The 23,737-nt window shown below is 53.2% G+C and carries 25 protein-coding genes; 10 read left to right on the top strand and 15 right to left on the bottom strand.

Annotation, left to right across the window (positions count from 1 at the left end; translation table 11 throughout):
- Window positions 1-20: 20 nt before the first annotated feature.
- From B5D58_RS02320 to B5D58_RS02310, 3 genes are read left to right on the top strand one after another with little or no spacing between them, the layout of a single operon-like run.
- The gene (locus B5D58_RS02320; RefSeq protein WP_050731256.1) at window positions 21-488 is read left to right on the top strand and encodes a PAS domain-containing protein; all 468 of its coding nucleotides are present in this window, start codon (window positions 21-23) and stop codon (window positions 486-488) included.
- Entirely contained in the window at window positions 440-2,119 is a 1,680-nt protein-coding gene (locus tag B5D58_RS02315) for a methyl-accepting chemotaxis protein (protein ID WP_078737641.1), read from the top strand. The genes B5D58_RS02320 and B5D58_RS02315 overlap by 49 nt, the downstream gene beginning before the upstream one ends.
- Window positions 2,119-3,642 (top strand): chemotaxis protein CheW, encoded by a 1,524-nt coding sequence (locus B5D58_RS02310; RefSeq protein WP_011111965.1) that lies wholly within the window; start codon window positions 2,119-2,121, stop codon window positions 3,640-3,642. Before B5D58_RS02315 ends, B5D58_RS02310 begins: the two co-directional genes overlap by 1 nt.
- A 19-nt stretch (window positions 3,643-3,661) precedes the next feature.
- Here the strand turns inward: B5D58_RS02310 and B5D58_RS02305 are convergent, their stop codons facing one another.
- The 6 genes from B5D58_RS02305 to B5D58_RS02280 form a co-directional block, all read right to left on the bottom strand.
- Entirely contained in the window at window positions 3,662-4,405 is a 744-nt protein-coding gene (locus B5D58_RS02305; RefSeq protein ID WP_011111966.1) for a uracil-DNA glycosylase, read from the bottom strand.
- Window positions 4,406-4,462: 57 nt separating this feature from the next.
- Window positions 4,463-4,936 carry a ribosomal protein S18-alanine N-acetyltransferase gene (gene rimI, locus B5D58_RS02300; protein WP_011111967.1) on the bottom strand — a complete coding sequence of 158 codons (474 nt, stop codon included), beginning with the start codon at window positions 4,934-4,936 and terminating at the stop codon, window positions 4,463-4,465.
- A 2-nt stretch (window positions 4,937-4,938) separates the two neighbouring features.
- Window positions 4,939-5,610: a tRNA (adenosine(37)-N6)-threonylcarbamoyltransferase complex dimerization subunit type 1 TsaB gene (gene tsaB / locus B5D58_RS02295; RefSeq protein WP_011111968.1), complete on the bottom strand. Its 672-nt coding sequence runs from the start codon at window positions 5,608-5,610 to the stop codon at window positions 4,939-4,941.
- Entirely contained in the window at window positions 5,591-6,166 is a 576-nt protein-coding gene (gene thpR / locus B5D58_RS02290; RefSeq protein ID WP_011111969.1) for an RNA 2',3'-cyclic phosphodiesterase, read from the bottom strand. Before thpR ends, tsaB begins: the two co-directional genes overlap by 20 nt.
- Window positions 6,167-6,171: 5 nt before the next feature.
- Window positions 6,172-6,663 (bottom strand): 2-C-methyl-D-erythritol 2,4-cyclodiphosphate synthase, encoded by a 492-nt coding sequence (gene ispF, locus B5D58_RS02285; protein ID WP_011111970.1) that lies wholly within the window; start codon window positions 6,661-6,663, stop codon window positions 6,172-6,174.
- A gap of 195 nt (window positions 6,664-6,858) precedes the next feature.
- Complete coding sequence (locus tag B5D58_RS02280; RefSeq protein WP_011111971.1) at window positions 6,859-7,206, bottom strand: DUF488 domain-containing protein; 348 nt, start codon at window positions 7,204-7,206, stop codon at window positions 6,859-6,861.
- Between the two features lie 54 nt (window positions 7,207-7,260).
- Here B5D58_RS02280 and B5D58_RS02275 point away from each other — a divergent pair, with 54 nt between their 5' ends.
- The 4 genes from B5D58_RS02275 (at window position 7,261) to B5D58_RS02260 (ending at window position 11,879) form a co-directional block, all read left to right on the top strand.
- Window positions 7,261-7,935 (top strand): ABC transporter ATP-binding protein, encoded by a 675-nt coding sequence (locus B5D58_RS02275; protein ID WP_011111972.1) that lies wholly within the window; start codon window positions 7,261-7,263, stop codon window positions 7,933-7,935.
- Window positions 7,932-10,481 carry an FtsX-like permease family protein gene (locus tag B5D58_RS02270; RefSeq protein WP_011111973.1) on the top strand — a complete coding sequence of 850 codons (2,550 nt, stop codon included), beginning with the start codon at window positions 7,932-7,934 and terminating at the stop codon, window positions 10,479-10,481. Before B5D58_RS02275 ends, B5D58_RS02270 begins: the two co-directional genes overlap by 4 nt.
- Entirely contained in the window at window positions 10,481-11,551 is a 1,071-nt protein-coding gene (locus B5D58_RS02265) for a lipocalin-like domain-containing protein (protein WP_011111974.1), read from the top strand. The genes B5D58_RS02270 and B5D58_RS02265 overlap by 1 nt, the downstream gene beginning before the upstream one ends.
- 85 nt (window positions 11,552-11,636) lie before the next feature.
- The gene (locus tag B5D58_RS02260) at window positions 11,637-11,879 is read left to right on the top strand and encodes a sulfurtransferase TusA family protein (protein WP_011111975.1); all 243 of its coding nucleotides are present in this window, start codon (window positions 11,637-11,639) and stop codon (window positions 11,877-11,879) included.
- A 118-nt stretch (window positions 11,880-11,997) separates the two neighbouring features.
- Here B5D58_RS02260 and B5D58_RS02255 read toward each other — a convergent pair whose 3' ends face one another.
- The 4 genes from B5D58_RS02255 to B5D58_RS02240 form a co-directional block, all read right to left on the bottom strand.
- Entirely contained in the window at window positions 11,998-13,338 is a 1,341-nt protein-coding gene (locus B5D58_RS02255) for an ATP-binding protein (RefSeq protein ID WP_011111976.1), read from the bottom strand.
- The gene (locus B5D58_RS02250) at window positions 13,335-14,024 is read right to left on the bottom strand and encodes a response regulator transcription factor (RefSeq protein ID WP_011111977.1); all 690 of its coding nucleotides are present in this window, start codon (window positions 14,022-14,024) and stop codon (window positions 13,335-13,337) included. Before B5D58_RS02250 ends, B5D58_RS02255 begins: the two co-directional genes overlap by 4 nt.
- A gap of 142 nt (window positions 14,025-14,166) precedes the next feature.
- On the bottom strand, window positions 14,167-14,457 hold the full coding sequence (locus B5D58_RS02245; protein WP_011111978.1) for a PepSY domain-containing protein: 291 nt from the start codon (window positions 14,455-14,457) through the stop codon (window positions 14,167-14,169).
- 85 nt (window positions 14,458-14,542) lie between these two features.
- Entirely contained in the window at window positions 14,543-14,887 is a 345-nt protein-coding gene (locus B5D58_RS02240) for a hypothetical protein (RefSeq protein WP_041356764.1), read from the bottom strand.
- Between the two features lie 531 nt (window positions 14,888-15,418).
- Between B5D58_RS02240 and B5D58_RS02235 the strand changes: the two genes are divergently transcribed.
- The gene (locus B5D58_RS02235; RefSeq protein WP_011111979.1) at window positions 15,419-16,243 is read left to right on the top strand and encodes a methane monooxygenase/ammonia monooxygenase subunit C; all 825 of its coding nucleotides are present in this window, start codon (window positions 15,419-15,421) and stop codon (window positions 16,241-16,243) included.
- 538 nt (window positions 16,244-16,781) lie between these two features.
- Here B5D58_RS02235 and ispD read toward each other — a convergent pair.
- The 4 genes from ispD to ftsY are packed head-to-tail and all read right to left on the bottom strand — an operon-like array spanning window position 16,782 to window position 20,132.
- Window positions 16,782-17,489: a 2-C-methyl-D-erythritol 4-phosphate cytidylyltransferase gene (ispD, locus tag B5D58_RS02230; protein WP_011111980.1), complete on the bottom strand. Its 708-nt coding sequence runs from the start codon at window positions 17,487-17,489 to the stop codon at window positions 16,782-16,784.
- Window positions 17,490-17,525: 36 nt separating this feature from the next.
- Window positions 17,526-18,446 (bottom strand): permease-like cell division protein FtsX, encoded by a 921-nt coding sequence (gene ftsX / locus B5D58_RS02225; RefSeq protein ID WP_011111981.1) that lies wholly within the window; start codon window positions 18,444-18,446, stop codon window positions 17,526-17,528.
- Complete coding sequence (locus tag B5D58_RS02220; RefSeq protein WP_041356765.1) at window positions 18,443-19,096, bottom strand: cell division ATP-binding protein FtsE; 654 nt, start codon at window positions 19,094-19,096, stop codon at window positions 18,443-18,445. The genes ftsX and B5D58_RS02220 overlap by 4 nt, the downstream gene beginning before the upstream one ends.
- 37 nt (window positions 19,097-19,133) lie before the next feature.
- Window positions 19,134-20,132, bottom strand: coding sequence for a signal recognition particle-docking protein FtsY (ftsY, locus tag B5D58_RS02215; RefSeq protein ID WP_041357179.1), 999 nt, complete (start codon window positions 20,130-20,132; stop codon window positions 19,134-19,136).
- 105 nt (window positions 20,133-20,237) lie between these two features.
- Between ftsY and B5D58_RS02210 the strand changes: the two genes are divergently transcribed.
- Both B5D58_RS02210 and alr read left to right on the top strand, forming a co-directional pair.
- Window positions 20,238-21,626 (top strand): M16 family metallopeptidase, encoded by a 1,389-nt coding sequence (locus B5D58_RS02210; protein ID WP_011111984.1) that lies wholly within the window; start codon window positions 20,238-20,240, stop codon window positions 21,624-21,626.
- Window positions 21,627-21,748: 122 nt separating this feature from the next.
- The gene (gene alr / locus B5D58_RS02205) at window positions 21,749-22,837 is read left to right on the top strand and encodes an alanine racemase (RefSeq protein ID WP_011111985.1); all 1,089 of its coding nucleotides are present in this window, start codon (window positions 21,749-21,751) and stop codon (window positions 22,835-22,837) included.
- An 18-nt stretch (window positions 22,838-22,855) separates the two neighbouring features.
- On the opposite strand, the gene B5D58_RS02200 is transcribed toward alr, so the two are convergent.
- Window positions 22,856-23,650, bottom strand: a complete 795-nt coding sequence (locus B5D58_RS02200; RefSeq protein WP_011111986.1) for a peptidyl-prolyl cis-trans isomerase — start codon at window positions 23,648-23,650, stop codon at window positions 22,856-22,858.
- Between the last annotated feature and the right edge of the window lie 87 nt (window positions 23,651-23,737).

Genomic DNA, 23,737 nt, shown 5'->3' with positions numbered 1-23,737 from the left:
CGACACAACCCGAGGAAAGCATGTCATCATCACTACCGTTTACCAGAACCCGAACCCCGGCAGAGCACGATCTGCAATATCAGAACGATATTTACAAGGCAATCACCCGCAGTCTGGCGGGTGCGGAATATGATCTGCACGGCAATATCCTGAATGCCAATGCCAATTTTCTTTCCCTGTTCGGCTACACCCTGGAGCATCTGGCCGGCAAGCACCACAGTCTGCTGTGCTTACCAGGGACTGCAGAAAATGAGGAGTACGCTGCCTTCTGGGAAAAACTGCACGCTGGCGATTGTGTGAATGGAGAATTTCGCCGTATGACCGCAGAAGGCGGTTGTATCTATATTCAGGCGAGTTATATCCCGGTGCTCGATACGGAAAACAAACCGGTTAAAATCATCCAGATCGCCAGTGATATCACCAGTGAAAACTGGCGACGATGGAAATGGCCGCCCGCATGGAGGCTGTCTCCAGAAGCAGTTGCCTGATGGAGCTGTCGGCCGAAGGTCGCGTCCTCAGCGCCAACGAACGCATGCTGCAAGCCCTCGGCTGTAACTCTGCCGATCTCATCGGCAAAAGCGAGCGACATCTCCTGTTTGAAGAAGATGTGCAGGCACAGGAATATATCGACTTATGGATCGCGCTGAATGAGTTCCAGCCGGTCAACCTTGAACGGTGCTACAAAGGAACAGACGAAAAAGAACGCTGGTTTCTGGCCAATTTCAGCCCGCTCAAAGGGCGTGATGGAAAACTGGCCAAAGTCATCGTGCAGGCGGATGACATCACCACTGCCAAATTCGAGCGCATCGACCGTATCGGTAAAATGCAGGCGATCAACCGGTCGCAGGCAGTCATCGAATTCGATCTGAACGGCAAAGTACTTCACGCCAATGAAAACTTCCTCAAACTCACGAGCTATCATCTGGAAGACATCATCGGTCGGCACCATCGCATGTTCGTCGATCCCGCAGAAGCCGCAAGTGCCGACTATGAAATCTTCTGGGAACGACTGGGGCGCGGAGAATACACCACGGGCGAGTTCAAACGGATCGGCAGTAATAACCATGAAATCTGGATTCAGGCCACCTACAACCCGGTCTTCGACCACAAAGGCAAACCGGTCAAGGTAGTGAAATTTGCCACCGATATTACCGCCAGCAAATTATACCAATCCGAATTTGAGGCCAAAGTTGCAGCCATGGGCCGTGGTCAGGCCGTGATCGAGTTTGATCTGGATGGTCATGTGATCGATGCCAATTACAATTTCCTGGCGGCAATAGGTTACACGCTGCGCGAAATCAAGGGACAGCACCACAGCATGTTCTGTCCGATCGATTACGCCCGGAGTAAGGAGTACCGCGATTTCTGGCTCAAACTGGGTAACGGCGAATTCATCAGCGGTCGCTTCCACCGTATCGGCAAATATGATCGCGATGTCTGGATTCAGGCCACGTACAACCCGATTTTCGACCTCAATGGTAAGGTAATGAAAATCGTCAAGTTTGCGCACGACGTCACCAGTGAAGTGCAGCTCGAACAGCTGATCGCAGCTGGAACGACCGAAATGAACCTGCATGTGCGCAAGCTGGCTGAAAGTGTGGATGCCATCGCTGCCAACTCCAATGTCGCAGCAGAACTGGCACGTGATTCTTCCAGCGCGGCACAAAACGGGTTTGATGCGCTGCAAAAATCTATCGCTGCGATTACTGCCATTCAAACCAGCGCATCGCAGGTATCTGAAATCGTCGGGGTGATCGATGAAATCGCCAATCAAACCAATCTGCTGGCGTTCAATGCCGCAATCGAAGCGGCACGTGCCGGTGAACACGGCATCGGTTTCTCGGTAGTGGCCGATGAAGTACGCAAGCTGGCTGAACGCAGTTCGGTCGCAGCACGCGAGATCACCAAGCTGATTGCGGAATCTGCCAAACACGTGGATAAAGGTGCGGAGGTCACCCGCGAAGCTTCGCGCAGCTTCGAAGGCATCATGTCGGGTGTGGCCAGAACCAGCAAGAGCGTAGCGGAAATTGCCGAATCGGCAGAAAACCAGAGCACGGTTGCCAAAGAAGTCAGCGCACTGATCGAACATATCGCCAACGCAAAAAACCAGGTGGACTGATGGAGCCAATAGCGGCAAAGCCGGGATTCGGCGGATTCCGCATTGGCGGCATGGAACTCGCTTTGCCGATGCAGGTTTTGCGTGAAGTCGTCCCCTGCGGCGGGCTGGCCAGATTACCTTGTGCATCACCCTGCGTGATCGGCGGGATCGATCTGCGCGGGATCATGGTGCCGGTAGTCGATTTGCGCATCGTATTCGACATGCCCACCCCCAGAGTACCGTTCCAGAATGTCATGATCATGGCGCATGAAAACCGGTTGCTGGGCCTGCTCACGGAAGCTGTCACCGGGGTGTTCACCGGAGAAAGCGAAGAGATCAACCCAATCAGTTTCGCGGCAGCGGATCAGCCCGTTTTCCATGGCAGCATCCGTCGCAGCGATAACGGTACACTCGTCAATCTGCTGTCACCCTCTGTACTGGCTACACTCCGGGATGTGCCGCTGGCAGATCACCGGGAAATGAAAAAGAAGGCTGCAACCCGGACAGATGCTGCCAGCGGGCAGGACAAGGTCATGCCCGTGCTGTTACTGCGCTGCAACCGGATCGCCTTTGCCATCGATGCCATGGAGGTTTATACGACATTATCCGATCCGGAAATCAGAAATTCTCCACTGGCCATGGGCAGCTGCCGTGGCGTGATCGAACACGCCGGCAGCAGAATCCCGGTCCTGGATTTGCTGGAAATATGCGGACTGGGCAAAATCGAGCCGGACACACCGCTGCAGGCGTTTCTCATTCAACTACCCAAAGGCATGGCTGCATTTCTGGTCAGCAAGGTGATCGATGTCGTGCGTATCCGCGCCGGCGAAATCATCGATGTGCCCACCTATGCTCTGCCGCAACCGGAATTGTTCAGTGGTGCGATTCCCAAATCATCCCTGCCGGCATCCCGCTCGCAACAGGAAGCCATCCTCGCTTCCCAGTTTCTGGTATTGAGAGGTGCAGGACTGAAATCCAATCATGAAATCATGGCACTGGCCGATGTCAGCTCCCCGCAACAGCCCTTCATCCATCAGGATCACTCACAAACATCTGTTGCAGGCAAAAAAAATACCAGCCGTAAACGCGATATGGTGACCTACCTGCTCCGGAGTGAAACGGCAACGCCGTTTGAACAAATCCGGGAAATCCTGCCCTTCAACCACAGCATTCCTGTTTTTGAACAAACCGGCCCGCTGCTGGGCATGATCGTGATACGCGGGCGCAGCATTCCGGTGGTTTGCCTGCACCGGCTGATGACCGGACAATTCACGCCGGCCTCCTCTTCCGCCTATATTCTGGTGGTGGAAATCGACAATGAAGTGATGGGGTTTGCCATTCCCGCCCTGAAATCGATCGAAACGGCTGAATGGGAACCGGAATTACCGCAGTTCGGCGGATCGGCGGACGATGATCTGAAACGTGCGATCCATTCCAACAAACTGGCCCAGATTGGCAACGGTAATGCCATACGCATGCTTCCTATGCTGGATCTCGAAAAAATAGGACGTGCATTCCGGGCACGACAACTGTCGGCAGCCTGAACCGCGGACAGGGAATCGCTTACGATGAATGAGCCGCCTGTAAATTGCGCATGGTGTCGCGGGCAAAACACAGGTCTTCCCATGCTTTGGCTTTGTCACCCAGCGAACGCAGCAGATAGGCCGGGTGATAGGTGACGATCAGGGGAATACCGGAAAATTCATGCAACCTGCCGCGCAGGCTGGCAATGCTGGCATCGGTGGCCAGCAGATTCTGGGCAGCTACCTTACCCAGCGCCACGATCAGCCTGGGCTGAATCAGTGCAATCTGGCGTAACAGATAGGGGCGGCACTGTTCCGCTTCCGCATCCTGCGGATTACGATTTCCCGGCGGGCGACATTTCACGATATTGGCAATATAGACATCCTGACCGCGACGGAGGCTGACCGCCTGCAGCATATTATCGAGCAGTTTGCCGGCCTGGCCGACGAACGGTTCACCCAGCTCATCCTCGCGGGCACCCGGCCCTTCCCCGATGAACAACCAGTCAGCCTGCTCATCGCCGACACCGAACACCGTCTGCTTGCGTGTTTGGCTAAGCGGACAGGCGGTGCAACCACTGACCATCTGCCGCAGCCGCCCCCAATCCGCATGCGCTATGGAAGTCGAACGATCTTCGGATTCTTCAAATGGGCGGCTTTCCGCAGCAGTTTCTATCTGATCGGACATATTCTTCCCTGAGTCAGGCGATTGACCGGCTATGGCACCCGGCCTGACGCGCCACACCGGTAACAATCCGAGTTCCTTAAGCCGATTGGGATCCATGGTTGTACCTTTCTTAATCAGATAAACCGGTAAATTCGGAAATTTGTACTTTCAGGCTCATAACTCCAGCTTCATGACCAGTGCGTCCTCGCGCCCGCACATCGCCGGGTAGTAGCCCTTGCGTACAGCAATCTGCTGGAATCCAAGCCGCTGGTATAAATTTATCGCACCGGTATTCGATTCACGCACGTCCAGCAGGACAAATTCCGCCTGATGCTTTCTGGAAAGCTCGATCAGATAGCGCAGCATCTTCCTGCCCAGCCCCTGGCTCTGCCAGGCTGCCCCGACACCAAGTGTCAGTACATGTGCTTCGCCCGGCCCGGTCATCAGGATGCCGTAGCCCATCACCAGATCGCTGTTCGGCTGTACCAGCACGCGACAGTGGTAACCCGCCTTGATCGAATCACTGAAATTGACGATCGACCATGGAAAAAGAAAAATCTCATGCTCGATGCGGATGACCTGTTCCAGATCATCCGGATGCATTTCACGAATTTCCGCCTGAAAAGCGGGTATTCCGGTCGTTGCCATCGTTATCGTTCACTTTCCTTAAGTGCCACCTTGTTGCGGATGTACACCGGGAGTGCTTCTTCCGCCACCCTGCCCTCACCGCTGGCGAACTTTATTGCCGACATCTCTGCCATTTCACGCGCGCGCGGATAACAGCCTGGAACGATCCGCTGCAGGTTACTGCTGTACTTTTCCGATAAGACTGGCTGATACAGATCGAAACCACTGCCGCACCCTGTCCACCCGTCCCCGGTTACCCCCGGAGCTGTTTCCGGCCGGCATAGCAGCGGCTCATGCACACACAACCAGCCGGTTGCCGTTTTTTCATATGCTGCAAAGTACAGTTCTCCCATGCGCGCATCCAGTGCAGCCAGTACCCGCGGGGCATCGACCTGCTGCGCCAGCGCTTCCAGCGTGCTGATCCCGATCACGGGTATATCCTGGGCAAACGCCAGCCCCTGAGTAACACCACAGGCAATTCGCAACCCGGTAAAGGAACCCGGACCCGCTCCAAAAGCGATGCCATCGATCTGATTCAGAGCGATGCCGGCTTCAGTCAGCAGGGTTTGCAGCATCGGCAACAACAGCTCGGAATGGCGTTGGCCAGCCAGCACTTCCCTGCTGACGAGGTTGCCGTTCAGCCATAAAGCCAGGGAACAGTACTCGGTCGAAGTATCAAGCGCGATGATGTTCATCAAAATCCTGTGATGCGAGCGCCCAATCTGCAAACGATTGATAGGCCGATCCGTATGGAGTTGGCCGGGATTGCACCAGTGACCATCGATCTGCCGCCCAGGCGACGGGCGGAATCGTTTCCGGAAAATGTTTCTGCTCGGGTTCCCGTTTGGCATTTCGCACCAGCGTGACATGCGGTACGAATTTCACTGTGTCATAGCGAACGCCAGCAGCAGAAAGCTGATTGCGCAAATCCTGTACCAGTACTGTCAGTTCGCCGCAAGGCTGTGAAACTCCAGCAGCGATGATGCTGCCTTTTCCCCAACAGTGCAGTTTATCCAATAACAGATCGAACGATGTACGGTGGATGGCTGAGCCTGCCTGGCGCAATATCGGGACCACGCTGCTATCCACTTCACCAATGAATGCCAGTGTCAGATGCAGGTTCTCCGGCCGCACACACCGGCCAGCACACTGATCTGCAATCCTTCTGGCCAGCCGGGCCAGTTGTTTACGCACCGCCTCCTGCGGCCACAACGCGAAAAACAGTCTGACGGAGGGAGCCACACTGGACATGATGGTTACACCTCATCTCCATCCGCGATCAGGCAGACCACTTCCGCCACGATCCCTTCGCCACGCCCGACAACCCCCAGCTTCTCTGCGGTTTTCGCTTTGATATTGATGTCTCCTGCCGGAAGAGTGAGATCCTGCGCAATGTTCGTAACCATCCCTGGAATATGGGGTGCCATTTTGGGTACCTGGGCAATGATGGTTGCATCGATATTCACCACACGATAGCCTGCTTCAGTCAGCAACCGATGAACCTCACGCACCAGTTTGCGGCTGTCGATCCCCTGATAGCGCGCATCGGTATCGGAGAAATGCCGGCCGATATCTCCCAGGGCAGCTGCCCCCAGCAGTGCATCACACAAAGCATGCAGCAGCACATCCGCATCCGAATGACCCAGCAGCCCTTTCTCATACGGAATGGTCACTCCCCCGATGATGAGATCACGCCCAACCACCAGCGGGTGAATATCAAACCCTTGTCCGATTCTGATTTTTTTCATAGTAATTGAATAATAGATTCTGAAACTGGCAGGTTGCCCGGGCCTGGGGTAAACAGCAGAAATTACCTGATGCTGCCGACCCTCTCTCCTGCATATGGACGAAACACGCAATTATCGCACGACCGGTCCGACTGCGAAAATCCGCAACTGATGCCGGCCAGCCACCAGCCTCTCTGTAAAAAATGCATATCCTTGTCAGTTTCGTTCCAGCAGATAATCCCGTAACACCACGGCCTGGTTGCATTCGGCATCACGTGCACCGTAAAGCAGTGTCAACCGCCCTTTGGCAGCTCTGTCCAGCAACTCTTTCACGCAGGGATTGACTGACAGCTCGTCACGATAGCGACGCTGGAATTCTGCCCACTTTGCAGGGTCATGATTAAACCACTTACGCAAATCAGCAGTGGGAGCGATCTCTTTCAGCCACAGATCACATGCCACCTGCTGTTTGGTCAGTCCGCGCGGCCAGAGCCGATCCACCAGGATACGGCAGCCATCTGCGGGATCGGCCGGTTCGTAAGCTCTTTTGATTTGGATGTCCATATCGGTAAAAACCTCGTATGCTCTGATCATGTCATCAACTATACAATACCCGGTATGAGCCTTACACCCGTTCTGGAATTGAGCAATGTCAGCAAAACCTATTCGAGCCGGCAGGTGCTGTCCGGTTTGTCGTACAGCTTTGCAGCCGGGGAATATGTCGCAATCATGGGAGATTCCGGAGTAGGCAAATCGACCCTGCTGAACCTGATCGCCGGACTGGACAGCCCCGACAGCGGCGAGATCAGAATTGACGGCAAAATCCTGCCGGTGGAAGACGAAGCAGCAACGAACCTGCGACGCAGGCACTTGGGATTCATCTTTCAGGCATTTCACATCCTGCCGCACCTGACGCTGCTGCAAAATGTCTCGCTGCCGCTGTTGCTCAATCGTCTGCCCCTCGATCGTGCACCCGTCATGCTGACGGCAGTGGGTTTACAGGGAAGGGAACAGGATTTTCCCCATCAGCTGTCCGGAGGAGAACTGCAGCGGGTAGCCATTGCCCGTGCGCTGGTACACCGCCCTCGTCTGATTCTGGCTGATGAACCTACCGGCAATCTCGATCAGGATACCGCCCATGAGGTACTGCAACTGATCCGTACCGAAATCAAAGCCAATCAGGCTTCCGCGATTATCGTCACGCACTCGCGCCTGGCCGCCGAGACAGCCGATAAAATCCTGATGCTGAGCAAACACGGTCTTACACCCGTCCCACTGGAAAATCAGACATGAATCCGGTATCGCTCACTCGCTGGCTGTTGCTGGGTGAATGGTGCTCGCACCGCTTGCAGTCTGTTGTGGCTGTTCTGGCTATCATGCTCGGGGTAGCATTGGGATTTACCATTCATCTGATCAATACCGCAGCGGTCAGTGAATTTTCTGCAGCCACCCGCAGCCTCTCCGGTACATCCGATCTGACAGTACGCGCAGTGCAATCCACGTTCGATGAATCCCTCTACCCGACTCTCATGCAACATGAAGGCGTGGCACAGGCCAGCCCGGTACTGGAAATCACCGCAGGCGTGCCCGCCAAAGCAAAAAGCATGCATAACCCTGTTTTCAAGATACTGGGTCTGGATGTTTTTCGCGCAACCGCCGTCACACCTGATCTGCTGGGCGTTCCCGCAGAGGATAGACAAATGGACATACTGGCCAGCGATGCCGTTTTTCTGTCCCCTGCCGCAATGGAATGGCTGTCAGTCAAACAGGGAGATTCGATCGAAGTCAGTGCAGGTGCCAAACGCATCACGTTGCGGGTGGCCGGTGGACTGACGCGAGCACACGCCGGCCAGCGCATTGCCGTCATGGATATCGGCGCGGCACAGTGGCATTTCGATCAGCTCGGGCAACTCTCCCGCATCGAGCTGAAGCTGCGGCAAGGTGTCGATCGCGATACCTTCCGTGCAACATTGAGCAAGGAGCTGGGTGCATCCTATCTACTGACGGAGAGCGAAGATGACGATGAGCGCGCACACAATATGTCGCGCGCCTATCGCGTCAATCTGAACATTCTGGCACTGGTGGCACTGTTTACCGGCGCGTTTCTGATTTTTTCCAGCCAGGTTCTATCCACTATCCGACGACGATCACAGCTTGCCCTGTTACGTGTTCTGGGCATGACCCGCCGACAGATACTGCGCCAGCTTCTGCTCGAAAGCGGGATGCTGGGTGTACTGGGATCGTTACTGGGACTGGCGCTGGGGTATCTGCTGGCCGCCACGGCGCTGTATTTCTTTGGTGCAGATCTGGGGGCCGGCTTTTTCCCGGGGCTGGAACCGCGGCTGCATCCTGATCCTCTGGCAGCACTGTTTTATTTTCTGCTGGGCACGGGTGTCACCCTGTCAGGCAGCCTGCTGCCTGCATGGGAAGCTGCCCACGCCCATCCGGCACCCGCGCTCAAATCCGGCAGTGAATACACCGTGCTGGCGGCACTGCGCGCTCCCCGACTGGCGGCTGCCTGTCTGCTGACAGGTGTCATCTTTGCCGGCTTGCCGCCGGTCGATGATCTGCCCGTGTTCGGTTACCTCGCCATTGTCCTGTTGCTGATCGGCAGCATGGCTGCGCTGCCGTACCTGTGCGAACTGTTTTTTTCCACGCTGTCACGCGCGCTCAATCCAAACAGATCAAGTGTTTTGTACACGCTGGCCATCACCCGGCTTTCGAATGCATCCGGTCTGGCAGCCATTGCGCTGGGCGGTGTACTGGTCAGTTTCAGCCTGATGGTCGCCATGGCGATCATGGTAGCCAGTTTCCGCATATCGGTGGATGACTGGCTTGCACGGGTACTGCCGGCCGATCTCTACCTGCACCCCACCATTCATCAGGATATGCGTGGATTCATACCGGATGAGCAGCAGATCATTGCCAGCCAGCCAGGAATCGAACGCATCGACTTCATCCGCTCGATCCCGCTCACCTTCGACCCTGCCAGATCGAACATCACCCTGCTGGCGCGCCCGATCGACCGGAACGACCCCGGGCTGACGTTGCCTTTGACGGAAGATAGACTGCCGCCCGGTGATATTCCGCCTGATGCGATACCAATCTGGGTATCGGAAGCCATGGTCGATCTGTATGGTTTCAAAACCGGCAAACGGGTCACACTCCCCTTTGCTGATCCGGAACAAACATTTATTGTCGCTGGAATCTGGCGTGATTACGGCCGCATATTCGGTGCAATCCAGATGCAATTGTCCGATTACCGCAGACTGACTGGCGATGACCATGCCAGTGATGCGGCGCTATGGGTAAAAGAGGGGGCTGCAATTGATACGGTAATATCCGCACTGCAGGCACTGCCGTTTGGCGATACGCTGGAAATCATGGAAACCGGCCGGGTCCGGGCAGTTGCCCTGAAGCAATTCGACCGCAGCTTCGTCATCACCTATCTGCTGGAACTGGTTGCGATTGGCGTCGGATTGATGGGCGTGGCCGCCAGCTTTTCCGCGCAAACGCTGACCCGGATCAGGGAATTCGGCATGTTGCGCCATATCGGTCTCAGCAGACGGCAAATCCATCGCATGCTGACACTGGAAGGCGGATTGCTGGCCGGATTCGGCATTATTACCGGGTTCCTGGCAGGAACAGCTATCAGCCTGATTCTGATTTTTGTCGTCAACCCGCAATCTTTTCACTGGACCATGCAGCTGCACATGCCCTGGACATGGCTGCTGCTGATGGCGCTGGCAGTACTGGGTGCTGCTGCACTGACGGCATTTGCTGCCAGCCGGCACGCAGCTTCCGGTAATGTCATCCGCGCTGTCAGGGAGGACTGGTAATGCGTTACTTATGGATACTGTTGGGCTGGCTTGCCGTCCAGAATATGCTGTTTTCCGCTCCGCCGGTGCTGGCGCCGGTCGTTCCCGGCAAAGCACTCGAATTCCCGCAGGATTTCGGTGCTCACAATGATTTCAGGATCGAATGGTGGTACGTGACCGGTTGGCTGGAAACCCCGACAGGAAAACCGCTCGGTTTCCAGATCACATTTTTTCGTACAGCGACTGAAATCGACAGGGATAACCCCAGTCATTTCGCTCCCGATCAACTGATCATTGCGCATGTAGCACTATCTGACCCGGCAATCGGCAAATTGCAACATGACCAGAAAATCGCTCGCGCAGGGTTCGATCTGGCGTATGCCCGCACCGGTAATACGGATGTCAAACTGGATGACTGGATTTTTGTACGTGAAACCGATGGCCGCTACCGTACCCGTATCGAGGCAGAAGATTTCACTCTGACGTTCATCCTGACACCTTCACAACCGCTGATGCTGCAGGGCGAGAATGGGTTTTCACGTAAAGGCCCGGGAGCGCCGCAAGCCAGCTACTACTACAGCGAGCCGCATTTACAGGTAAGTGGCATAATTAATCGCCAGGGAGAGGATATACCTGTAACCGGGACAGCCTGGCTCGATCGTGAATGGTCAAGCGAGTATCTCGACCCGAATGCTGCGGGCTGGGACTGGATCAGTGCAAACCTCGATGATGGCTCAGCGTTGATGGCATTTCAGATACGCGGAAAAGACGACAGCAAAATCTGGGCGTATGCCGCATTGCGCGACGCTTCCGGCCATACCCGGCTGTTTACACCTGACCAGGTCAGTTTTCATCCGATTCGCACTTGGCGCTCTGCCCGCACACAGGCTGTATATCCGGTTGCCACCCGCGTCCTGACAGGCGAAACCGAGTGGCAGATTACACCTCTGATGGATGATCAGGAACTGGATTCACGTGCCTCTGCCGGAGCAGTTTACTGGGAAGGTGCAGTAACATTCACACGCGATGGCCAACCAGCCGGGCGTGGCTATATGGAACTAACCGGCTACGTACGTCCGTTATCGATGTGAAACTGATTTGACAGACTGTCAGCAGATATTACAAACAGATAGAATCCACCCATTTGCTGATCAGGTAATTCGAGGTAATAACAGTATGAATCCGAATAATGAATTTTTTGACAGGGAACTGGATGTGCGCGGGCTTATTTGTCCACTGCCCATCCTGCGAACGAAAAAATCCCTGTCTGAAATGACACGGGGACAGGTGCTCAAAATCATGGCAACCGACCCGGGTGCAGTGATCGATTTTCAGGTATTCGCCGACCAGACCGGACATGAACTACTGTCCTCATCCGAAACTACCGGTGAATTCCTGTTTTATCTGAAGAAAAGGTAAATTCCGGAAATACTGAAGGTGGTAAAGCAGCCATTTTTACCTTCATCATGACAACAAACCAGCAGAATTTTTCCTTGTTTCATGGCGCTCCACTATCACAGTAATCTTACCCCCAACATCATTTGCTTTTCTCAAAGCGCAAAGTCACACTCAGACCACCGTCAGGATTGTTGCTGATCAACAGCTCACCTCCATAGACCTGCATGATGTCACGTACGATGGCCAGACCGATACCGTGGCCAGGGATGGATTGATCGGCCCGTACACCACGTTCCAGGATACGGGCGATTTCGTGGGGCGAAATACCTGGGCCATCGTCCCTGACTTGAATCACCACTTGATCCTCCTGATAACCGGCAGATAAATGAATGCTGTGGTGACACCATTTGAATGCATTGTCGATCAGGTTGCCAAGCAGCTCCATCAAATCACCTTCATCGATGCGCAAATTCATACTGTCATCGATCTTCACCGTAATATGCGGCCGTTTGTCACGGTAGACTCTGGTGATGGTATTGATGATCCTGTCCGCCATCGAACGTAACGGGATCAACCTCATACCCGGTGAACTGCCGGCAGTTGCAGCACGGCGCAATTGATACTGGATGGTGTTATCCATACGGTCGATCTGCTCTTGAATCGTTTTGAGCCGGGCAGCTTCGTCGTTTCCGCCATGAATCGCGCCCTGCAATACGGCAAGCGGCGTTTTCAGGCTGTGCGCCAGATCAGCCAGACCGTTACGATAGCGTTTCTGCTGTTTATGTTCGTGGGTAATCAGGGAATTGATACTGTCGGTCAGCAGCTTGAGCTCTTTGGGATAGCGGTCTTTCAGACTTTCCTGCCGGCCGGATTCGATCGCGGCAAGCTCCGTTGAAACCGTGCGTAATGGCAGCAACCCCCAGCGCAATACCAGCATTTGCGTAGCCAGCAGGAAAACGGCCATCAGACCCAGCCAGCCCCACAAATCTTCGCGATAACGTTCGATCTGCGCTTCCAGCAGCGCGGTATCGGTCATCACGTTGAAAATCAGTGGATAGTTGCCAGAAGATGTTTCCCAGGCAACGCTGTAGCGGTAGATGAAGTAGGGCTCTTCATCGAGCGTGATTTGCTCGAATTCCTGTTTACCCTTTTCCAGCAGCGTGATACCGGGAATCGGTTTATTCAGCGACGAAGTGGAGCGCCAGACGATGGTATTGGCAGGGCCGGTCACGAAAGCATAGATATCCGAGTTGACATGACCGAATTCCGCATCCAGCAGGTTGGTGGGAATCTCCAGTTCACCGGATTCATCCACTTCGGTATCACCCAGCAGCATCAGCAGCCTTGCAAACAGCCGATCCTTCACACCGATACGCGCACTGTCATAGAAGGCGCGATCCAATGTCAGGGTAATTCCGGCGATGAAAACCAGTAATACCAGAGCAGCACTGAGCAAGACGCGCTTGTTGAGCGACATCATGGCGATTTGCTGTTACATTCCAGCGTAAAACGATAGCCGCGCCCGCGCATGGTTTCGATCGGCTTCAATGTACCCTCCGGGTCGAGTTTGCGCCGCAACCTACCGATCATGACTTCGAGCACGTTGCTGTCACGATCCTCATTGTGCGGATACAGGGCATCAGCAAGTGACTCCTTGGAAAGTATCTCGCCACGGTGGCACACCAGTTCTTCCAGCAGGCGATATTCAAACGATGTCAGTTCGATGTTCGCACCATCGACACTGACCGATTGTGCTGTGACATCCACCGCGATGGGGCCACACTTCAGCAAGGTTTGCGGTATACCGACAGCACGGCGCAATAATGCCCGGACTCTGGCCTGCAGCTCTTCCATCTGAAACGGCTTGGTCAGGTAATCATCCGCGCCCATTTCCAGTCCCTGCACCTTGTCCTGCCAGCTGCTGCGCGCAGTCAGAATCAGGATAGGCAGCAGGCTGCCGCGTTCCCGCAGTGCCTTGATGATTTCCAGGCCGGATTTACCGGGCAGGCCAATATCGATGATGGCAGCATCGGGCCGGTATTCCGTGGCGAGAAACAACCCTTCATCGCCACTGCTGCTGGTATCGACCATATAACCCGCTGCCTCCAACTGCCGGCGGATCTGATTTTGCAGACGAAATTCATCTTCGATGACCAGGATGCGCATTTAACTTTCCTGCAGCATACGGTAATGACTGAGGAACCTCTGCAAAACTATCTGCATTGCCATTTCTGCGTTAAAAGTCGGCTCAGAATGCTCATTTATTACGTAAACGTACCGGATTGAATCATGAAATTTATTTTTGAGATCAACGGGCTGATACGACGGCACCATTCAGTGCGTCGATCAGAATCGTGTGGACGGTACCCTGATCACTGAGAATCTTGATGCGGTAGACGCGATCGGTCTGACTGATTGCCAGTACGCGCCCCGAGAAATGCTGTTGCGCGATTGCGATCGCACGCTGTTCCGAAATACCACCAGCCGGCTTGCCTGCTCTGTCATGTCCACTGGCCGCATCATGCCGGCGGGCTGAAGTGTCCGGCATCGCAGCAACCATGATCGACATAATCAGTAAAGCTTGCTGCCATCTGCTCATCACACCACATCCTTACACACTGAAAATTGAAATCAAGCGGGTATGGGGATGAATTTCCGGTTCATCCCCATACCCGCTTGTGACATCAGAACCGTAACATAAAATCCACCCTTCCGGTATTGATCCCCATCATCATTTGCGGGGGAACGACGTACACCGGGGCTGGGATCGGAGGATAGTAGCCGTACTGCTGCGGCTGCGGGTAGTTCTGCCGGTAATAGGCAGGTGCCTGGTTGTAGATATGCACATGCCCGCCGGAATGACGATGGTGGTCATGACGATCATGGTGATGGTGGCGGTGATGATCATGGTGACGATGATGGCGATGACCTCTGTCTGCATGCGCTATAGAGGACATGGTGAGGCTGGCTGTTAATAAGCCGGTTAATATCAGGCCGGTCAGATTTCTTGTTTTTGTTTGAGTGGTCATGTCATTTCTCCTCGGTGTTGTGCTCATCAGGCCCATTCCTGATGGCGTCAATTTACGCCACTCTGTCTGAACGAAAACTGAATGAGGAAAACCTGATACAGCCGGCCGGATTTCATGATCGCAACACCTTTGCTGTGGAAGCGATGACCCATTATTTTGTTACACACTTTTGCCAGTACGTACCGACACTACTACAGAAGCAGTTCTGAGCCAGGAATACGCCCTTGCTTTTCAGTGTAATTGACTTGGGATAGGCCATCCACTTCGACATTGAACTTTATCGGATTTAAGGACTCACATAAGTGCCTGTAAAAAAACAGGTTTTTTATTCATCCAAACAGAGGAGATATCCGCCATGAAAGCGTCTGAATCCGGCAGTTGCATGAGACTGATTCGATTAACCGCAATTTTCTCAGCAACCCGGAATTGTCCTAAATCGGATTTCACTTTGAAGCCCGACTGGTAACTTACTTTTTTCTAATTCAGGAATTTCTCCGGAAATTCCGATTGCTGCAAGAAGGAGCGTCATTTATGGCTACAAGCATATTGAAGGATAAGACTGCACAGCAAGTCACTGATAAACCGGCTTACGACAAATCAGAATGGTTTGACGCCAAGTACTACAAATACGGCCTGCTGCCCATTCTGGGCATAGCGGTATTCTGGGTATGGTATCAGCGTACGTTTGCCTATTCCCATGGCATGGATTCGATGGAGCCGGATTTTGACCGGATCTGGATGGGTCTGTGGCGTGTTCAGATGGTCGTTATTGCCTTGGCAGCATTCTCCATCTGGGGATGGCTGTTGAAAACCCGGAATACGGCAGAACAGCTTGCCAGCCTGACTCCCAAACAGGAAATAAAGCGGTATTTTTATTTCATGATGTGGCTTGGAGTCTATATATTTGCCGTTTACTGGGGATCAAGCTTCTTTACCGAGCAAGACGCCTCATGGCACCAGGTGATTATCCGGGATACCAGTTTTACACCCAGCCATATTCCTCTGTTCTATGGCTCATTCCCGGTATACATCATCATGGGTATAGCGATGATCATTTACGCCAAAACCCGGTTACCGCTGTATAACAAGGGGTGGTCGTTCCCGCTGATCATGGTAGTGGCCGGCCCGCTGATGAGTCTGCCCAACGTTGGTCTGAATGAGTGGGGGCATGCCTTCTGGTTCATGGAAGAACTCTTCAGCGCGCCACTGCACTGGGGCTTCGTTATCCTGGCCTGGGCTGCCCTGTTCCAGGGTGGTCTTGCCATACAGCTCATAACACGTTATTCCAATCTGGTTGACGTGGAATGGAACAAGCAGGACAGAGCCATTCTGGACGATGTCGTAACAACTCCGTAACCGGGCATATTTCCAACCCTCTGGTAAATTCAGGGGGTTGGAACAGTCTGAATACCATCCCTCCCTGATTATCGAAACCTGATACTGTTATTGTGTTTTCCGATTCAGGTTGTCAGGATCCGGAAATGACAGATATCGATACCGTACGGTATTGGCCGGGTAATCAGAATTTTCTGCGAAGCAGGCTGCGAACAGCGTGGAGCAACTCAACTGCTGTTCGCAGTCACCATCACTAGCACACCGTAAGCAGCGTCAGGATACCCTGGTATGGGACTGGCTACGGGAAATTTCAGAGTTGTTTAGCTTGCTTTTTGTCTAATCCAATGAATCACAGTAGCTCAGCAAAATCAACGAACAGCAGACGGTTGCACTACAAATGTTCTGCTTAGGAACCTCTGAAAAACTACCTGCGTTGCCATTTCTGCGTTAAAAGTTGGCATCAAAATGCTCATTTATTATGTATAAACTCCGCTTTTTCGCCGATTTTTGCCTTGAACTGACTGCCTCGCTGACGTTTTTCAGAGGTTCCCTTATGAGATCAGTTCTGCGTTGCGGTACGCTCTTGCAGGATCAGTTCAGCCAGTTTCAAATCCTGCGGATACGTCACTTTGAAGTTATAAGCATCGCCCGTTACCAGTTTGGGAGAGAATCCCAGCGCTTCCACGGCACTGGCATCATCGGTAATTCCTGTCGGGGCTTTTTCCAGTGCTTCAAGTAATAACTTCGTACGAAACATCTGTGGTGTTTGTGCCTGCCACAGACGTTCTCTCGGCTCAGTGCACATCACCCGGCCAGTATCATCTGCACGCTTTAATGTATCTGCCAGCGGCACTGCCAGCAGGCCACCGATTTCATCCTGCGCAAGCTGATCGAGCAATCGTTCAACCAGCGCCCGGCTCAACCCTGGACGAGCTGCATCGTGTACCAGTATCCAATCCTGATCCTGTACATGATTCTCAGCACGCAATGCTTTCAGCCCGTTGGTGACGCTTTCGGCACGGGTTGCCCCGCCGCAGCCAAACACCCGGATCTTGCCGGCAAATTCACTCCAGTCATGCCGTGCCCATTCTGTATCGTCAGGTGCCAGTACAACACAGACCATGCCAATACGCTCTGCGCTACACAAGGTGCGCAACGCATGATAAATCATCGGTTTACTGGCCAGTGGCCGGTACTGCTTGGGAATATCTTCTCCCATACGCGAGCCGGAACCGGCAGCCGGGATCAGTGCTATGAATTCAGCCATGCAACCACCCTGTGAGCAGATATGAATCCATAACCATCAGGAAATGGCACTTTCGTGGTCGATTTGTGCAAAATGCCGGGCGACTGACCAGCGCGCCCCAATCCACCCCAATGTGCCGGAGAATAAGATCAGAATCAGGCTGTCCTGCCAGGAAAGAGGATCGAGTGTGAACGTGGTGGCATATAACCGGGCCAGTTCGGACAAAGCTTCATTCAATTTGATGATTGTAAAATAAAGCAGCAGCCAGGCCAGCGCAGCACCTGCCAGCCCCTGTATCGCGCCAAAATAAAGAAATGGACGACGGATATAACTATCCGTAGCACCAATCAGCTTGGACAGCTCGATTTCATCGCGCCGCGTCAGTATCTGCAAGCGGATGGTGTTGAACATGACGATGACGAGTGTCGTGCCAAATACTGATGTCAGCATGATGACGACCAGCCTGCCAACATCGAGCATGGCATCCAGTTTTCTGGCCCAGTCGGTATCCACCAGTACATGAGCGATCTTGGGCCAGGCTTGCATCATGGCCTGCATTTTTTCAATTTCACCGGCGGACAGGCTGCCAAGGTTGACCACGAATGCATCCGGCAGCGGATTCTGTTCGAGATTACGCATTACCTCAGCCATCCCGCTTTCCCGTTGCAATTCCTGCAGGGCGACTTCCCGGGAAATGAACTGGAAACCTTCAATTACAGTCATTTCCTCCAGTCGGGTATTGATCAGTTCCACATCAGCCGAACCCGCCGCAGTATCCAGGATGAGGGTCATCTGCTGCGAATCCGTTGCGTGCCCGGATAGTGCGCGCAAATTTTCCAGCAGGATGAAGATACCGGCCGGCAGACTCAGGACGATGCTGAAAACGATGATGCTCAGCAAGCTGGTCATCGGCGTTCCGGCAAGCTGCCTGAGTGCACGTATCAGCGCATAGCCATGTTGGGATAACCAGTTGCTCATGCGACCAGCTTTCCCTGTTTCAATTCGATGATACGATGCCGGGTCGAATCAAGCAGCATTCTGTCGTGTGTCGAAATGAGAACGGTGACACCCACCTGGTTGAATGATTCGAATACCGCCATGATGTCCCGTGCATAATTGCTATCGAGATTGGCGGTAGGCTCATCGGCGATCAGGAGAGATGGACGATGGACAACTGCACGGGCAATACACAACCGCTGTTTTTCACCACCCGACAAGGTAATCGGATCCGCTCTTTCCTTATCCAGCAGACCAACTTTATCCAGCGCGGCACGCACTCGTGATGCACTGGTTCTGGTATCGAAGCCAGTCACCTGCAGCGGCAGCATAACGTTGGCAAAGACGTTGCGATCGTACAGAATTTTCTGTTCCTGAAAGATCATTCCGATATTCCGGCGCAAGTAAGGAATGGCACTGCGCCTGAGTGTACCGATATTCTGCTGCCCAACGATGATACTTCCGGAAGTCGGGCGTTCTATGGCTGCAATCAACTTCAGCAATGTGCTTTTACCGGCACCGGAATGCCCGGCAAATAAAATCAGCTCTCCCTGATCGATCGACAGGGTAACGCCTTTGAGTGCCTCAAATCCTCCCGGATAACACTTACTGACATCGTTGAAGCTGATCATTGCCGCCATACCGGACACTCAAACAAGGCAAAAGACGTCAGTCGAACAGTGCTTCAGCAAATTCACGGGCATTGAAGGGCCTTAAATCATCCAGCCCCTCCCCCACCCCGATGAAGCGCAGTGCTGGTGGTGTATCGGTAAATTGTGCAGCGATGGCAGCAATCACTCCGCCCCTGGCAGTTCCATCCAGTTTGGTCATGACCAGCCCGGTAACGCCCAGCGCATCATTGAAAGCCTTTAACTGGCTGACGGCGTTCTGACCAGTATTTGCATCCAACACCAGTAATACCTCGTGTGGCGCATCCGGGATAGCTTTAGCGATGACCCGCTTGATTTTCCTGATTTCTTCCATCAGATGAAGCTGGGTCGTCAGGCGACCGGCGGTATCAGCCAGGACGATATCGATTTTTCTGGCAATGGCAGCATTGATTGCATCGAAAATCACGGCTGCCGGATCACTTTTTTTACCCGGGTCACTTTCCTGTGAAATGACCGTGATCTGGTTACGTTCACCCCATACCTTGAGCTGTTCCTGTGCTGCCGCGCGAAAAGTGTCGCCCGCCGCCAGCAATACGGAGTGTCCCTGTGACTGGAAATAATGGGCCAGCTTGCCGATGGTCGTAGTTTTACCAACACCATTCACACCCGCGATCATGATCACGAAAGGTGTATGCCCGGTTGTGACCAGTGGCCGTTCCAGCGGCTGCAGCAGTTCGGTCAGCACATCCTGCAAGACTGTTTTGAGCTGTTCCGAATCATCCAGTGCATCACGCCTGACACGAGTGCGCAATGACTCCAGCAACCGGTTTGTCGCCTCGATTCCGGTATCTGCCGTCAATAAAGCAGTTTCGAGCTCTTCGTACAAATCCTCATCGATTTTCCTGCCACCGAACAATCCGGATAACTGCTTTCCAAGCTGCTGTCGTGTACGTGTCAGCCCTTGCCTGATCTTATCGGTAAAACTGACCGGCCTGGTTTCAACCTGAGCCGGATTTTTTTCATCAGGATTCTTTTTGGATTTAAAAATACTAAACATTCTGGTAGGCTGTTTCTGTTTCAGGAAGGTAAATATCATACCATCAACCGGTTACCGGGGTGGTGCCGGTCACCCGACCCAAGTCTGTTCAATTTCCAGTACGACATGAAAATCAGTTTCCATTTCAGCTACTTCGCCACTTTACTTTGCATTACATTGGCATGGCCGCTGCCGGCTACAGCCAATTCACATGAATATCTGCTCGACAACGGTCTCAAACTGGTCGTCAAAGAAGATCACCGTTCCCCCGTCGTTATTCAACAGGTCTGGTATAAAGCCGGCAGTATGGACGAAGTCAATGGCACAACCGGTGTTGCACACGCGCTGGAACACATGATGTTCAAGGGAACGGACAGTGTGCTTGCTGGCGAATTTTCCAGAAAGATTGCTGCCATCGGTGGCAAGGAGAATGCATTCACCAGCCGTGACTACACTGCTTATTATCAGCAGCTGCACCAGCGCCACTTACCGATGGCGATGGAGCTCGAATCCGATCGCATGCACAACTTGCAATTGACGGAGGAAGCATTCGCCAAGGAAATACAAGTTGTCATGGAAGAAAGAAGATTGCGTACCGATGACCAGGCACATTCACTATTGTATGAAAAGATGATGGCAACGGCTTTTCAGACACACCCTTACCGGCGTCCGGTCATCGGCTGGATGAACGATCTGGAGAATATGCAGGTAAATGACGCCAGGGACTGGTACCAGCGCTGGTATGCTCCCAATAATGCGGTGCTGGTGGTGGTGGGTGACGTTGATCCGGAAAATGTGTTCGTACTGGCAAAGAAATATTACGGCAGATTCAGTGCCGCCAGGGTCCCTGCTCTGTCTGAACGCAAGCCGCAAATCGAACCACCTCAAACAGGAATCAAGCGCCTGGTGGTGAAAGCCTCTGCACAACTTCCCTATCTGATCATGGGATACAAAGTCCCCGTTCTGAAAGATCCGAAAAATGAATGGGAGCCCTATGCACTGACCATTCTGGCAGAGGTGCTGGATGGCAATGCCTCTGCAAGACTCAACAAAACGCTGGTACGCGAAACACGTGTCGCGATCTCGGCCGACGCCAGCTATAATGCCATTGAACGCGGCCCGGGTACTTTTTTCATCGATGGAGCGCCCAGCGAGGACAAGACGGTGGATGATCTGGAGCAGTCGATCCGTACTGAAATCGGCAAAATCATCCAGTCCGGAGTCACACAGGAAGAGCTTGCGCGTGTCAAGGCACAGGTAGTGGCAAACCATATTTATCAGCTCGATTCCACATTTGCTCAGGCAATGCAGATTGGCAGACTGGAAAGCGTCGGGCTGTCCCACCGCGATGCAGATATCATTCTGGAGGGGTTGCAGGCGGTTACCGCGGAACAGATCAGGAAAGTAGCCGAGAAATATCTGATCGATGATTCACTGACGATTGCCGTGCTGGATCCGCAACCTCTACCAGAAACCACACACCCCCGGAACAGTAACATCGAGCTGAAACATTGACTCGGTTTGTTTCCTGGAGACGATCTGAAAATTGATCGTGACGCCAGTTATTTATTGTTTGCTTCGTGGCCATCCCAGCCGCGAGCTGCTGACTCTTTTTCAGCTCGGTTGATCCCCTATAAATGTCCCGGCCGATCCGCGCCTTCATAAATTGTGCTGCTTTACGGCACAACCTCGCCGTCGTTCGCAGACACGTTCACCAGGCTCGTATCATGGCCGTCGTCAAGGCTGATGCCTATGGTCACGGTTTACTTCGTGTCGCCCGGGCACTTGATGCTGTCGACGGATTTGCGGTACTTGAACTGGAAGCGGCGATTCAGTTGAGAGAAGCCGGATTCAGCCAGCTCATTCTGCTCCTGGAAGGTTTCTTTTCGATAGAGGAAATTGAAGCGATCAATCACTACAGGCTGAGCACGGTAATTCACTGTCATGAACAGCTATCGATGCTGCTGGCCCATAAAAAAACAGGAAAACCGGATATCTTCCTCAAAATCAATACCGGGATGAACCGTCTTGGTTTCAGGCCTGAAGAAGGAAATTCTGTCTTGAACAGGCTCAGACAATGGCATACAGATATCAGTATCACGCTGATGACACATTTTGCCTGCGCCGATGATTTACTGGAAGCAGATCATGTTGATCAGCAACTGGGCAGTTTTGCACGACTCGAGGAAAAACGGGAAGGCTGTATACCCCGAACATTGGCCAATTCTGCTGCAATCCTGCGTTATCCCGGAACACATGCAGACTGGGTACGTCCCGGCATAATACTCTATGGCGCCTCCCCTTTACCGGACAAAACAGGTATCGAACTCGGATTACAACCAGTCATGACTCTGACCAGCCGGATCATCGCTGTACAGCATCTTGATTTTTCGGATCGACTGGGATATGGAGGACAGTTCGTTGCCGATCAGCCGATGCGTGTCGGAGTCGTTGCAGCAGGTTACGCGGACGGGTACCCGCGCCATGCTCCTACCGGAACTCCGGTACTGGTCAACGGCCGACGCACACGCTTGATCGGACGTGTTTCAATGGATATGTTGACTGTTGATCTAAGCGGGATCAATGAAGCTGGTGCAGGGAGCCTGGTAACCCTTTGGGGTGAAGGGTTACCGGTAGAAGAAGTTGCCAGATCAGCACAAACTATCAGTTACGAGCTCCTGGCTGCACTTTCTCCGAGAGTGCAAACCGTGAGCTCTATCCCCTGACTACTGATTGAATTCTGATTATTCAACTTTGGCGTTTTTACGCAGTGATTCGACCACCGCTGCAAACTTGCGCTGCAATACCCGCTGCTGCATATTTTGTTTTACTTCCTCGAAGGAAGGCGGAACAGCGGTCCGGACATCATCCAGACGAATGACGTGCCAGCCAAAAGGGCTCTGTACCGGTTGACTGGTGGTTTCGCCTTTTTTCAGTCTGATCAGCGCATCAGCAAATGGTTTGACGTACACAGCCGCTGAACTCCAGCCCAGTTCGCCACCATTACTCTTGCTGCCAGTGTCAATGGAACGTTCGCCCGCCAGTTTATCGAACGCACTGCCTTTTTTGAGAGCCGCAACCAGATCCTTGGCTTCCTGCTCGGTTTCCACAAGAATATGACGTGCTTTGTATTCCTTGTCGCCCATCTGTGCTTTTACTGATTCATACTCCTTGCGCAATTCGCTGTCGCTGACCGGATTGTTCCGCATGAAATCAGCCTGATATGCTCTGATCAGTATGCCCTGGCGCGCGAGATCGATCTGTGTTACCACCTCCGGGCTACGGTCAAGCCCTTTCTTGATTGCTTCCTGCGCCAGTATCTCTTCCGTGATGAGATTTTCACGTAATGCGTTCCTTACTTCAGCCGAATCGGGCTGGCCCTGCGCTGTTGCGGCCTTGACTACCAGGTCGAGACGTGATTGCGGAATCGCTACGCCGTTGACCTTGGCGACTGTCCCCCCGCTCTGGGCATTCAGAGGAGCAACACAGACCAGCCCCAGAACAGTCAGTGGCACACAGAGAAACTTGGATAAGCGCATAAAATTTCCTTTATTGAATAGTATTAAGTGGTTGACAAATTTTATCTGAGAAGCATACATCTTAACAAAATACAGATGAATCCTTTT

It is taken from the genome of Nitrosomonas europaea (genome assembly GCF_900167395.1).
GTDB classification, from domain to species: domain Bacteria; phylum Pseudomonadota; class Gammaproteobacteria; order Burkholderiales; family Nitrosomonadaceae; genus Nitrosomonas; species Nitrosomonas europaea.
The sequence above is the reverse complement of the archived record's forward strand: the minus strand, read 5'-3'. Positions and strand labels throughout refer to the sequence as shown.